11 protein-coding genes are annotated in these 13,171 nt (G+C 68.8%); 10 read left to right on the top strand and 1 reads right to left on the bottom strand.

Annotation, left to right across the window (positions count from 1 at the left end; all coding sequences use genetic code 11):
• Nucleotides 1-8 precede the first annotated feature (8 nt).
• Genes AVL48_RS33970 through mpaM form a run of 5 tightly spaced genes read left to right on the top strand, consistent with a single transcriptional unit; the run spans nucleotide 9 to nucleotide 5,471 of the window.
• Complete coding sequence (locus AVL48_RS33970; RefSeq protein ID WP_248846481.1) at nucleotides 9-1,238, top strand: glycosyltransferase; 1,230 nt, start codon at nucleotides 9-11, stop codon at nucleotides 1,236-1,238.
• A gap of 32 nt (nucleotides 1,239-1,270) precedes the next feature.
• Nucleotides 1,271-2,503: a glycosyltransferase gene (locus AVL48_RS33965; RefSeq protein ID WP_061981362.1), complete on the top strand. Its 1,233-nt coding sequence runs from the start codon at nucleotides 1,271-1,273 to the stop codon at nucleotides 2,501-2,503.
• 45 nt (nucleotides 2,504-2,548) lie between these two features.
• On the top strand, nucleotides 2,549-3,775 hold the full coding sequence (locus tag AVL48_RS33960) for a class I SAM-dependent methyltransferase (protein ID WP_061981363.1): 1,227 nt from the start codon (nucleotides 2,549-2,551) through the stop codon (nucleotides 3,773-3,775).
• Between the two features lie 10 nt (nucleotides 3,776-3,785).
• Nucleotides 3,786-4,610, top strand: coding sequence for a PIG-L deacetylase family protein (locus tag AVL48_RS33955; RefSeq protein WP_061981590.1), 825 nt, complete (start codon nucleotides 3,786-3,788; stop codon nucleotides 4,608-4,610).
• 39 nt (nucleotides 4,611-4,649) lie between these two features.
• A complete protein-coding gene (gene mpaM, locus AVL48_RS33950) occupies nucleotides 4,650-5,471 on the top strand; it encodes a daptide-type RiPP biosynthesis methyltransferase (RefSeq protein ID WP_061981364.1) in 822 nt (273 codons plus the stop codon).
• Nucleotides 5,472-5,556: 85 nt separating this feature from the next.
• Here the strand turns inward: mpaM and AVL48_RS33945 are convergent, their stop codons facing one another.
• The gene (locus AVL48_RS33945) at nucleotides 5,557-6,843 is read right to left on the bottom strand and encodes an aminotransferase-like domain-containing protein (protein ID WP_061981365.1); all 1,287 of its coding nucleotides are present in this window, start codon (nucleotides 6,841-6,843) and stop codon (nucleotides 5,557-5,559) included.
• 248 nt (nucleotides 6,844-7,091) lie between these two features.
• Between AVL48_RS33945 and AVL48_RS33940 the strand changes: the two genes are divergently transcribed.
• The 5 genes from AVL48_RS33940 (at nucleotide 7,092) to AVL48_RS33920 (ending at nucleotide 13,141) form a co-directional block, all read left to right on the top strand.
• Complete coding sequence (locus tag AVL48_RS33940; RefSeq protein WP_061981366.1) at nucleotides 7,092-7,922, top strand: alpha/beta fold hydrolase; 831 nt, start codon at nucleotides 7,092-7,094, stop codon at nucleotides 7,920-7,922.
• Complete coding sequence (locus AVL48_RS33935) at nucleotides 7,919-9,682, top strand: amino acid adenylation domain-containing protein (protein WP_082857854.1); 1,764 nt, start codon at nucleotides 7,919-7,921, stop codon at nucleotides 9,680-9,682. Before AVL48_RS33940 ends, AVL48_RS33935 begins: the two co-directional genes overlap by 4 nt.
• A 14-nt stretch (nucleotides 9,683-9,696) precedes the next feature.
• Nucleotides 9,697-10,887 carry a cytochrome P450 gene (locus tag AVL48_RS33930; RefSeq protein ID WP_061981367.1) on the top strand — a complete coding sequence of 397 codons (1,191 nt, stop codon included), beginning with the start codon at nucleotides 9,697-9,699 and terminating at the stop codon, nucleotides 10,885-10,887.
• A 134-nt stretch (nucleotides 10,888-11,021) separates the two neighbouring features.
• On the top strand, nucleotides 11,022-12,065 hold the full coding sequence (gene hppD, locus AVL48_RS33925; protein WP_061981368.1) for a 4-hydroxyphenylpyruvate dioxygenase: 1,044 nt from the start codon (nucleotides 11,022-11,024) through the stop codon (nucleotides 12,063-12,065).
• The gene (locus tag AVL48_RS33920; protein WP_061981369.1) at nucleotides 12,062-13,141 is read left to right on the top strand and encodes an alpha-hydroxy acid oxidase; all 1,080 of its coding nucleotides are present in this window, start codon (nucleotides 12,062-12,064) and stop codon (nucleotides 13,139-13,141) included. Before hppD ends, AVL48_RS33920 begins: the two co-directional genes overlap by 4 nt.
• Nucleotides 13,142-13,171: the final 30 nt, after the last annotated feature.

Genomic DNA, 13,171 nt, shown 5'->3' with positions numbered 1-13,171 from the left:
GGGGAAACGTGACGAGGGTGTTGCTGGCGACGTGCGGAAGCCGCGGTGACGTCGAACCGTTGGTGGCGCTGGCCGTCCGGTTGCGGGAGCTCGGTGCGGAGGCGAGGCTGGCCGCACCGCCGGACTGCGCGGATCGGCTGGCCGAGGTCGGCGTGCCGCATGTGCCCGTCGGTGCCTCCGCGCGCGAGCCGGTCAAGAACGCGGCGCCACCGACGCGTGAGGACATGCAGCGGTTCATGGCCGAGACGATCACCACGCAGTTCGACCGCATCCCGGCCGCCGCCGAGGGGTGCTCCGCCGTGGTGACGTCCGGGCTGCTGGCCGCCGCGATCGGTGTGCGGTCGGTGGCCGAGAAGCTGGACATCCCGTACTTCTACGCCTTCCACTGCCCGAGTTTCGTGCCGTCGCCGCACTATCCGCCACCACCGCCCCTCGGCGAGCCGCCCGCACCGGAGGGGACCGACATCCGGGCGCTGTGGGAGCGGAACAACCAGAGCGCCTTCCGGCGATACGGTGGTCCGCTCAACAGCCGACGGGAAGCGATCGGCCTGCCGCCGGTGGAGGACATCTTCGGCTTCGGCTACACCGATCACCCCTGGCTGGCCGCGGACCCGGTGCTGGCCCCGCTGCGGCCGACCGACCTCGACGCCGTGCAGACCGGCGCGTGGATCGTGCCCGATGAACGACCGCTTTCCGCTGAGCTGGAAGCCTTCCTGGCCGCCGGTACCCCGCCGGTGTATCTCGGGTTCGGCAGCCTGCGCGCGCCCGCCGACGCCGTCCGGGTGGCCGTCGACGCGATCCGTGCCCAGGGCCGCCGGGTGATCCTTTCCCGTGGCTGGGCCGATCTGATGCTGCCCGATGACCGGGAAGACTGTTTCGAGACCGGCGAAGTGAACCACCAGGCGCTCTTCCCCCGGGTGGCCGCCGTCGTCCACCACGGCGGCGCGGGCACGACGCACGTGGCGACGCGGGCGGGCGCGCCCCAGATCCTGCTGCCCCAGATGGCGGACCAGCCTTACTACGCGAGCCGCGTGGCCGAGCTGGGGATCGGCGTGGCGCACGACGGTCCGGTCCCGACCTTCGATTCCCTGACGGCCGCGCTCACCACGGCGCTCGCCCCGGAAACCCGTGCCCGGGCGACGGCCGTGGCGGCCACGGCCGGGACGGACGGGACGACGGTGGCGGCGGAACTGCTGCTCGACGCGGCCGGCCGGGCCAAGGCTTCGATTTCCGCGTGAAACCCACAACCGATCAAGATAGGGGACGCGAAATGCGTGTGCTGTTGTCGACGTGCGGAAGCCGCGGAGACGTCGAACCGCTGGTGGCCTTGGCGGTCCGGTTGCGAGAACTCGGCGCGGAAGCACGCATGTGCGCGTCGCCTTCCTCCGCCGACCGGCTCGCCGAAGCCGGTGTGCCGCATGTGCCGGTCGGCCTGGCGCACGAGGGCATGCTGCTGCAGGAGGGGATGCCGCCGCCGTCGGCCGAGGAGGAGCGCAAGTTCGCGGCCATGGCGATCGACATGCAGTTCGACCAGGTCCCCCCGGGGGCCGAGGGCTGTGACGTGGTGGTGGCGACCGGCGAGCTGGCCCACGCGACCGGCGTGCGGTCGGTGGCCGAGAAGCTGGGCATCCCCTACTTCTACGCCGCCTACAGCCCGAACTATCTGCCCTCGTCGTCCTATCCGCCGCCCGAAGACGAGCGGACCACGCCGGGCGTGACCGACAACGGTGTGCTGTGGGCCGAACGTGCCCAGCGTTTCGGCGAGCGGTACGGGGAAGCGCTCAACAACAGGCGTGTCGCGATCGGACTGGCCCCGGTCGAGGACGTCTTCCGCTACGGCTACGGCGAGCGGCCCTGGCTGGCGGCGGACGCCGTCCTGGCCCCGGTGGATCCGGCTCTCGACGCGGTGCAGACCGGCGCGTGGATCCTGCCGGACGAACGGCCGCTCCCGGCGGATCTGGAGGAGTTCCTGGTCGCCGGGCCGCCGCCGGTGTACGTCGGTTTCGGCAGCGCGTCCGGCCCCGGACTCGCCGACGCCACGAAGACGGCCATCGAAGCCATCCGCGCCAAGGGCCGCCGCGTGATCCTTTCCCGCGGCTGGGCCGATCTGGACCTGCCCGACGACGGGGCCGACTGCTTCGCCGTCGGCGAGGTGAACATCCAGGCGCTGTTCGGCCGGGTGGCCGCCGCCCTCCACAAAGGCAGCGCGGGCACGGAGCACCTGGCCACGCGGGCGGGCATCCCCCAGCTCGTGCTGCCCCGGCACACGGACCAGCCGTACTACGCGAGCCGCGTGACCGCGCTGGGGATCGGGGTGGCACTGGAGGAACGTCCGGTCCCGACCTTCGACACCTTCTCGGCCGCGCTCGCGAAGGCCCTTGCCCCGGAAACCCGCGCGCGAGCGGCGGCCGTGGCGGACCAGGTCCGCACCGACGGCCGGACGATGGCCGCGGAACTGCTGTTCGAGGCCGCCGGACAGGGCAAGCTCACTGTTCCCGCGTGACCGCGGGCCACGACTTCTTCGACGACAAAGCACAGAGGAGACCGCATGCCGACCACGTCCCAGTGCCGTATCTGTGACGGCACCGTCACCGAGTTCATCGATTTCGGGCGACAGCCGCTTTCGGACGCGTTCGTGGTTCCCGGCGAGGAGAAGAAGGAGTTCTTCTTCCGGCTCGCCACGGGGATCTGCGATTCCTGCACGATGGTGCAGCTGATGGAAGAGGTCCCGAGGGACCTGATGTTCCACGAGGCCTACCCCTACCACTCGTCCGGTTCGGCCGTCATGCGCGAGCATTTCACCGAACTGGCCAAGCGTTTGCTGACCACGGAACTGACCGGCGACGACCCCTTCATCGTCGAACTCGGCTGCAACGACGGCATCATGCTCAAGGCCGTGGCCGAAGCGGGGGTGCGCCAGCTCGGCGTCGAACCCTCCGGCGGTGTGGCCGATCTGGCCGCGGCCAAGGGGATCCGTGTCCGCAAGGACTTCTTCGAAGAGGCGACGGCGGCCGACATCCGGAAGAACGACGGTCCGGCCGACGTGATCTACGCGGCCAACACCCTGTGCCACATCCCGTACATGGACTCGATCCTGAAGGGCGTCACCACCCTGCTCGGCCCGAACGGCGTGTTCGTGTTCGAGGATCCGTACCTCGGGGACATCGTGGAGCGCACCTCGTTCGACCAGATCTACGACGAGCATTTCTTCTTCTTCACCGCGCGTTCGGTACAGGAGATGGCCGCGCGCAACGGTCTCGAGCTCGTGGACGTCGAGCGCATTCCGGTGCACGGCGGCGAGGTGCGCTACACCCTCGCCCTCGCCGGCGCCCGGAAGCCGACCCAGGCCGTGGCGGAACTCCTGGCGTGGGAGACCGAACGCAAGCTGGCGGAGTACGCCACGCTGGAGAGTTTCGCCACGAACGTGAAGAAGATCAAGGAAGACCTGATCGCGCTGCTGACCAAGCTCCGCGCCGAGGGCAAACGCGTCGTCGGCTACGGCGCGACGGCGAAGAGCGCCACGGTGACCAACTTCTGTGGCATCACCCCGGATCTGGTGGAGTTCATCTCGGACACCACCCCGGCCAAACAGGGCAGGCTCAGCCCTGGCCAGCACATCCCGGTCCGCGAGTACCGGGAATTCGCCGACGATCACCCGGACTACGCCCTGTTGTTCGCGTGGAACCACGCAGACGAGATCATGAACGCGGAGCAGGCTTTCCGTGACTCCGGCGGACAGTGGATCCGGTACGTGCCGAATGTGCACGTGAGCTGACGTGGCCGCGATGACCCACGACCTCGGCGCGGACCGGCTACTGGCGATCTCGCCCCATCTGGACGACGCGGTCCTGTCCTTCGGGGCGGGCCTCGCCCAGGCGGAACGCGACGGCGCGAAGGTGACCGTCCACACGGTGTTCGCCGGTAGCGCGACGCCGCCGTTCTCACCGGCGGCGGAGCGGCTGCACTCGATCTGGGGGCTCTCGCCGGATCAGGACGCGTCGCTGCGTCGCCGCGAGGAAGACATCGCCGCGCTCGGCCATCTCGGGGCTGAGTACCGGCACAGCCGATTCCTCGACGCCATCTATCGCAAGTCGCCGGACGGCCGATGGCTGGCCGACAACGTGCCGGGACGGCAGAAACTGGCCATCGGACCGCAGTCGCCGCAGGGGGATCCGGAGCTGTTCGCCGCGGTGAAGGCGGAAATCGCGTCGATCGTCGGCGAGTGCGACCCGACGCTGATCGTGACCTGCGCGGCCGCCAGCGGACATGTCGACAACGAGATCACGCGGGACGCCACGCTGCTCGTCGCGCGGGAGAAGGACATCCCGGTGCGGCTGTGGGAAGACCTTCCGCACGCGATGTTCGCGCCGGGCGCCGCCGAACTCCCGGCGGGTTTCGGGCTCGGTGTTCCCGATTTCGTCTCTGTCGAGCCGGCGGCGCGGACGCGGAAGTTCGAGGCGATGCGGCTTTATCCGACGCAGATGTCGATGCTCCACGGGCCGGAAAAGGACCTTTTCGCGCAGTTGGAAGGGCACGCCCGGAAAAGCTCGCCACAGGGAGCGTACGGCGAAACGACCTGGCCCGTCATCGCCCGCGAAGACAACGGCTGAACCGTGCCGGAGACGAATGCCGACCAGGAGGATGTCCTGATGACCGATCAACTTGAGCGCGGCCCGGCGCGGACCGCGCACGCCGGCGTCCTGCTTTCCTCGGTGGGGGAGCGGGGTGTGCTGTGCGACTTCTACGACGAGGACGGGTCGGACACCTATCGGGATTTGATCCAGGACTCCGACGGCACCCTGGAAACGCGGGAATTCGCGGCTCGCGTCCCCGGGGATCCCGGGCCGGTACTGGAGCTCGCGGCCGGAATGGGCAGGCTGACGTTCCCTTTCCTGGAACTCGGCTGGGAGATGACCGCCTTGGAGCTGTCGGCCACGGTGGTCGCCGCGTTCCGGAAGCGGCTGGCGGAAGCGCCGTCGGACCTGCGAAAGCGCTGCACGGTGGTCCAGGGGGACATGAGCGCTTTCGCGTTGGGCAAGCGCTTCGGCGCCGTGGTCATCAGCTCGGGTTCGGTCAACGAACTCGGCGAGGCCGACCGGAAAGGCCTGTACGCGTCGGTTCTCGAGCATCTCGCGCCCGGGGGGAAATTCCTGCTCAGCCTGGAATTGACGAAACCCGTCGACGCGGAGCCGGTGGAGCGCAGCCAGGAGTTGTCCGGGCGCAGCGGCAGGCGGCACGTACTGCACGTGAAGATCCTGCCGTCGGAGGAGATCCAGGAAATCACCATTTACCCCGCCGACGAGACCGCGGATCCCTTCGTCGTCTGCACCCATCGCCGCAGGCTCTTCACGGTGGACCGGATCGTGCGGGAACTCGGGCAGGCGGGCTTCGACGTCGTCGCGCGGAAACCGTTCGCCTCCACCGGCGGCGGTCGCGACGACATGGTGCTGGTGGAGGCACAACGGTCCTGAGCGGCGAGAAAAATCGACCCCCAGTACATGAAGGCCCCCTTCCTTGCGCCTGGCGCAAGGAAGGGGGCCTTCATGTACTTCATGCTCACGGCAGCCGTGAAGTGATCAACGCGGCGAGTCGGCTCACTCCTTCCTCGATCAGCTCCGGCGTGAGCAGGCTGATGGACAGCCGGAGCTGATTGAACCCGTCCTTCCCGCCGTAGAAGTGATGCATCGGGGTGAACAGCACACCGTGGTGGCGGGCGGAGTCGGCCAGCAGTTCGTCGTCGACGACGAAGGGCACGGTGACGGTGACGAAGAATCCGCCCGTCGGGGTGTTCCAGCGGACCCCGGCGCAGCCGCCGAGCCTGCGGTCGAGCTCGTTCAGCGTCAACTGCATATTGCGTTGGTAGATGGCGGTCTCACGAACGTTGGCCTTGGTCAGGCTGTAGTCGTTGAGCAGCAGCTTCCCGGCGATCACCGCCTGCGCGATGGGGGAGGTGTTCACGGTGAGCATGCCCTTGAGCTTGGAGAGCTGGTCGGCGTACAGGCCGCCGCCTCCCACGCGCTGATCCGCCACCGCGTACCCGACCCGGGCGCCGGGCATGCCGGTCTTGGCGAAGGATCCGATGTAGACCACGGTCCCCGACCGGTCGAGTGCTTTCAGCGTGGGGAGGCGCTCGGCGCCGAAGAGCCCGTACGCGTTGTCTTCCAGCAGCAGGATTCCGTGCGCCTCGGCGACGTCGAGAAGCCGGTGACGGGACGCCAGATCCATGCTGGTGCCGGTGGGGTTGGCGAAGTTGGGGGTCACGTAGCAGGCGCGCACCCGCTTGCCCTGTTCGTCGGCTCGCTTCAGCTGGAGGACGAGATCCTCGGGGTCGATGCCGTTCTCGCCCGACCGGACCGGCCAGACGGGGGTGTCGGTGAGCAGTGCCGCACCGGTCAGGCCGACGTAGGTCGGAGCGGGGGCGAGCAGCACGTCCCGCTCGTTCGCCCGCAGCGTGCGGAGCACCAGGAACATCGCCTCCTGGGCGCCGACGGTGACGACCACGGATTCCGGGGCGACGTCGATGTTCTCGTCCTCGGCGAGGTTGCGGGCGATGATGTCGGCGATGATGCCCTTCGTGGTGCCGTACTGGAAGAGTGCACGGGTGACACCGGCCTCGTCCATTTTCCGGTCGCGCCGGAGATGATCGCAGTACGCGTCGAGGTAATCATGAATGAGCCGGATGTCGAAGAACTCTTCATACGGTCGGCCTGCCGCCATGGAAATGGCCACAGGATATTCGTCGATCAGCTCGTTGAGCAGATTCATCGACGAGATGGCGGGATCGGTGAGTGATCCGTGCAGCGATTTCATGTCCAAATGATTGGACAAACCGTTCGAAAACATAAATGCTAGGATTTCCATCCGGCTGCGAAGTGTCAAGCAGCGGCGTGGACGCGATTACCGTCGATTTTTCGTCCATGTCCAGTACCGAATCCTTCCAGATGATCGAGCTTCGAAGGTACGGTCACGACAGTGCGCACGGGACCTGGGGATCGCACGTTCCACATCAGACGGAAACCGGCACCGACGTTATTCGACGGCTGCCATGTCGCTGCGCGCCGTGGCTGTGCGGCGAGCGGGGAAGGACCATCATGCTGATGACAACCGAGAACGGGATCCGGTTGTCTTACCACGACCAAGGTGACGGTCCGGCTGTGCTGTTGCTGACCGGCACCGGGGCGCCGAGCTCGGTGTGGGACCTGCATCAGGTACCGGCACTGCGCGCCGCCGGATTTCGCGTGATCACCATGGACAACCGCGGGATCCCGCCGAGCGACGATGGCGCGGGCGGGTTCACCATCGACGACCTCGTCGCGGATGTGGCCGCGCTGATCGACTACCTCGACGCGGCCCCGTGCCGCGTGGTCGGCACGTCGATGGGCTCGTACATCGCGCAGGAACTGGCACTCGCCCATCCGGAGTCGCTGGATTCGGTCGTGTTGATGGCGGCGTGCGGCAGGAGCAGCCTCGTCCAGCGGGTGCTCGCCGAGAGCGAGGCCGAGCTGATCGAGCGGGGGACCGAGTTGCCGCCGGGCTTCCTCGCCGCGGTCCGCGCCATGCACAACCTGGGGCCCGCGACCCTCGCCGACGACGATCTCGTCGGCGACTGGCTGGACCTGTTCGAGGCGTCGGGGGCCTGGGGACCGGGGGTCCGGGCGCAGCTGCTGCTGAGCGCGCTGCCCGACCGCCGCGAGGCCTACCGCGCGATCGAGGTGCCCTGCCACGTCATTTCCTTCGAACACGACCTCGTGGCGCCGCCGGCCGCGGGACAGGAGTTGGCCACCGTGATCCCTGGCGCCACGCACCACACCGTCCCGGGTGTCGGGCACTTCGGCTATCTGGAAAACCCGGCGGCGGTGAACCACGAGTTGCTCGGGTTCCTTCGCGCCGGGTCCGGCGCACGTCTGGGGGAGACCGCATGACCGGTACGACCATGTCACCCGAGCTCGCCGTGCCCGCGGCGGGCACGACGCCCGCGCTGTTCGAGGCGACCGCCGCGGCACTGCCGGACCGGCCTGCCGTGGCGATGGGTGCCACCACGCTGACCTACGCCGAACTGAACGCGGAAGCCAACCGGCTCGCCCGACGGCTCGTCGCGCACGGCGTCGGTCCGGAGCGGCTGGTCGCGTTGGCCATGCCGCGGTCGATCGAGTTCGTCGTCGCGATGCTGGCCGTGCACAAGGCGGGTGGTGCCTACGTGCCCGTCGATCCGGACTATCCGGAGGAACGCAGGCGGCACATGCTGGACGACACGGCGGCGCACTGCCTGCTGTGCTTGCCGGGACAGGATGTCTCGGACGCCGGGGACGTGATGAGCGTCGTGCGGGAGCCCGGTGCGTCCGAGCCGAACCTGGCCGACCGGGACCGGCTCGGCCCCTTGCTGCCCGACCACCCCGCTTACGTCATCTACACCTCGGGCTCGACAGGGCGGCCGAAGGGCGTGGTGGTCACCCACCGCGGCATCCCGAATCTGGCCGCCGACTACGTACGCCGCCAGCGATTACTGCCGGACAACAGGTTGCTGGCCTTCGCCTCGCCCAGTTTCGACGCCGCCGTCGCCGAGTTCTGGCCGATGTGGGCGGCCGGTGGCTGTCTGGTGCTCGCGCCCGCGGCGGACCTGGTCCCCGGCGAACCGCTCGCCAGGCTGGTCCGGGAGCAGGGCATCTCCCACATCACGTTGCCGCCGTCCGCTTTGGCGCCGCTGGAGGACGCCGGCGGGCTGCCCCCGGGAGTGACGCTCCTGGTCGCGGGCGAGGCGTGCCCGGCACCGGTCGCGAAACGCTGGGCGACGGACCGCGTCATGATCAACGCGTACGGTCCCACGGAGACCACGGTCGCGGTGACCGCGAGCGACCCGCTGACCGGCGACGGCACGCCGCCGATCGGCAAGCCGATCACCGGTGTCCGCGCGTATGTGTTGGACGATCGCCTGCGGCCCGTCCCGGACGGGGACGTGGGCGAGCTGTACGCGGTGGGCCCCGGTCTCGCCCGCGGTTACCTCCGCAGGCCGGGCGCGACCGCCGTGCGGTTCTTGCCGGATCCCTTCGGTGAGCCGGGTGGCCGCATGTACCGCACCGGAGACCGGGTGCGGCGGCGTTCGGACGGCCAGTTCGTCTTCGTCGGCCGCGTCGACGACCAGCTGAAGGTCCGCGGTCACCGGATCGAACCGGGCGAGGTCGAGACGGCCCTGCTCGCGGCCGACGGCGTGGCACAGGCGGTGGTGACCGAGCATGAGAACAGGCTCGTCGCTTACGTGGTCGGCACCGCGGGCGAGCGGGTGTCGGCCGAGGATCTTCTGCCGCCGCTGCGAAAGCGGTTGCCCTCGTATCTGGTACCCGATGTGGTCGTCAGCTTGCCGAGCCTGCCGATCTCGCCGAACGGCAAGGTCGACCGGGCCGCCCTGCCCACTCCCGAAGAGGAGCACGCCGGGCGGGCGACGACGGGGCGAGCGCCGCTCACGCCGACGGAGATCCTCCTCGCCGAGTTGTTCGCCGAAGTGCTCGGCGTCGGCAGTGTCGGCGTCGAGGACAGCTTCTTCGAGATCGGCGGCCACTCGTTGCTCGCGACTCGTCTGGTGAGCCGCATCCGCGAAAGCCTGAAGATCCGGCTGCGAGTGCAGGCCTTCTTCGACGCGCCGACCGTGGCACAGCTCGCCAAGGTGCTCGACGGCGCACTCACCTGACCTGGAGACCCTTCATGCAGACGACGACAGCGGTCGACCTCGGCAACCCCGATCTGTACACGACGTTGGACCGCCACACCCGCTGGCGCGAGTTCGCGGCGGAAGACGCGATGGTGTGGAGCGAGCCGGGCAGTTCACCCACCGGCTTCTGGTCGGTGTTCTCGCACCGGGCGTGCGCCGCGGTCCTCGGACCGTCCGCCCCCTTCACCTCCGAGTACGGGATGATGATCGGCTTCGACCGTGACCACCCGGATAATTCGGGTGGCCAGATGATGGTGGTCTCCGAACAGGACCAGCACCGCAAGCTCCGCAAGCTGGTCGGCCCGTTGCTCTCGCGGGCGGCCGCGCGGAAACTGTCGGATCGGGTGGGGGCCGAGGTGCGTGGCGTGCTCGACCGCGTGCTCGACGGTGAAGTGTGCGATGTGGCCGCGGCGATCGGACCGCGGATCCCCGCCGCGGTCGTCTGCGAGATCCTCGGCGTGCCCGCGGCGGACCAGGACATGCTCATCGACCTGACCAACCACGCCTTCGGCGGTGAGGACGAACTGTTCGACGGGATGACGCCGCGGCAGGCGCACACCGAGATCCTCGTCTACTTCGACGAGCTGATCAGCGCGCGCCGCAAGCAGCCCGGCGACGACCTCGTCGGCACGCTGGTCGCCGATGACGACCTCACGACCGACGACGTGTTGCTCAACTGCGACAACGTGTTGATCGGCGGCAACGAGACCACGCGGCACGCGATCACCGGTGCCGTGCACGCGTTCGCCACGGTGCCCGGTCTGCTGGACGAGATACGGGCCGGGAGCGCGGACATCGACACCGTCGTGGACGAGGTGCTGCGCTGGACCTCACCCGCGATGCACGTGCTCCGGGTGTCGACCGGCGAGGTCACGATCAACGGTCGCGACCTGCCGTCCGGCACACCGGTGGTCGCGTGGCTTCCCGCCGCGAACCGGGATCCCGCCGTGTTCGACGAGCCCGACACGTTCCGGGCCGGGCGGAAACCCAATCGGCACATCGCGTTCGGCCACGGGCTGCACCACTGCCTCGGCTCCGCCCTCGCGCGGATCGAGCTCGCGGTCGTGCTGCGGGAGGTGGCCGAACGGGTGTCGCGAGTGGAACTGGTGAAGGAACCGACCTGGTTGCGCGCGGTCGTCGTGCAGGGATACCGGGAACTCGCGGTGCGGTTCAGCGGACGCTGATCCCGCGTCGCGTCCGTCCGATGTGGACTCCAACTGTCAAGCGGACACCATTGATGCGAAATTGACCTCGCGTCATCCTGTGAATGAGCGTTGCATCTATTCCATGGAGGAATGTCTTGTCTTCTGAAGCGACCATGCGGAATTTCGAGATCGACTATGTGGAAATGTATGTGCCGAATCTCGAGGTGGCCGCGTCCGGCTGGATGGACAAGTACGATTTCACCGTCGCCGGTACGGACCGGTCGGCGGACCACCGGAGCGTCACGCTGCGGCAGGGACCGATCAAGCTGATCCTCACCGAGCCGACGTCGGACCGTCACCCGGGGGCGACCTACCTGCAGACCCACGGCGAAGGCGTCGCCGACATCGCGCTGCGCACGCCGGACGTGGCCGCCGCCTTCGAGGCCGCGGTGCAGGGCGGGGCGGAACCCATCCGCGAGCCGGGCGAGCGCTCGGAGTCCGTCGTCACGGCCACCGTCAGCGGTTTCGGCGATGTCGTGCACACCTTGATCCAGCGCGAAGAAACCCCCGAGACCCCGGCGACCGGCCGCGGGCGGGGAGCCGTGGAACTGCTCGCGATCGATCACTTCGCGGTCTGCTTGAACGCGGGGGATCTCGGCCCGACGGTGGCGTTCTACGAGCGCGCACTCGGGTTCAAGCAGATCTTCGAGGAGCACATCGTGGTCGGCGCGCAGGCGATGAACTCCACCGTCGTGCAGAGCGCGTCGGGAGAGGTCACCCTCACCCTGATCGAGCCGGACAAGAGCGCCGACCCCGGCCAGATCGACGACTTCATCAAGGAACACCACGGTGCGGGAGTCCAGCACATCGCCTTCACCAGCGCGGACGCGGTCCGCGCGGTCAAGGAGCTTTCCGCGCGCGGGGTGGAATTCCTGAAGACCCCGGACACCTATTACGACCTGCTCGGCGAGCGGATCGAGCTGGAGACGCATTCGCTGGACGATCTGCGGGAGACGAAGCTGCTCGCCGACGAGGATCACGGTGGCCAGCTGTTCCAGATCTTCACCGCCTCCGCGCATCCGCGTAAGACCATCTTCTTCGAGATCATCGAGCGCCAGGGCGCCGGCACCTTCGGCAGTTCCAACATCAAGGCCCTGTACGAGGCCGTCGAGCTGGAACGGACCGGGCAGAGCAAGCTCGGCCCAGCCCGTCGATGACGCACCTCTGCCTGGACGACCTCGAACGTGCCGCACGGGACGTCCTCCCCGGCGAGATCTGGGATTTTCTCGCCGGGGGGAGCGGTGCGGAGGCCTCGCTCACGGCCAACCGCGCCGCGCTCGAGCGGATCTTCGTGGTTCCCCGGATCTTGCGCGAGCTGACCGGCAGCACCACCGAGGTCGAGTTCTTCGGCCGCCGCGCCGCGCTGCCGATGGCGGTCGCCCCGATCGCGTACCAGCGGTTGTTCCATCCCGAGGGGGAACTCGCGGCGGCTCGCGCGGCGCGGGACGCCGGCGTGCCGTACACCATCTGCACCCTGAGCAGTGTCCCGCTGGAGGAGATCGCGGCCGTCGGTGGACGACCCTGGTTCCAGCTGTACTGGCTGCGCGACGAGAAACGCTCTCTCGAGCTGGTCCGCCGCGCGGAGGACGCCGGTTGCGAGGCGATCGTGTTCACCGTCGACGTGCCGTGGATGGGACGGCGGCTGCGGGACATGCGCAACGGCTTCGCTCTGCCGAATTCCGTGACAGCGGCCAACTTCGACGCCGGCGTGGCAGCGCACCGGCGTACCCGCGGTCAGTCGGCGGTCGCGGACCACACCGCGCGTGAATTCGCCCCGGCCACTTGGGAATCCGTCGAGACCGTCCGGGCGAACACGGACCTTCCCGTGCTGCTCAAGGGAATCCTCGCCGTCGAGGACGCCCGTCGCGCGGTGGACGCGGGTGTCGGCGGAATCGTGGTGTCCAACCACGGAGGTCGTCAGTTGGACGGGGCCGTGCCCGGCATCGAGATGCTGGGCGAGATCGCCGCCGCGGTCTCCGGATGGGACGGCGAACTGTTGCTGGACGGGGGAATCCGCAGCGGCGGGGACATCCTCAAAGCCGCCGCTCTCGGCGCGTCGGGCGTACTGGCCGGCCGGCCGGTGATGTGGGGGCTGGCCGCGGCGGGCGAGGAGGGCGCCCGGCAGGTGCTCGACCTGCTCGCCGTCGAATTCCGGAACGCGATGGGGCTGGCCGGTTGCGACTCGGTGAGCGCGGCGCGCCGGCTGGACACGAAGGTTTCCCACCACCGCTGACATTCCGCCTTCACCCGACGTCGAACCGAG

The organism is Amycolatopsis regifaucium (assembly GCF_001613935.1).
GTDB lineage: Bacteria > Actinomycetota > Actinomycetes > Mycobacteriales > Pseudonocardiaceae > Amycolatopsis > Amycolatopsis regifaucium.
Note: the sequence above shows the minus strand (reverse complement) of the source record. Positions and strands in the feature narration are given on the sequence as shown.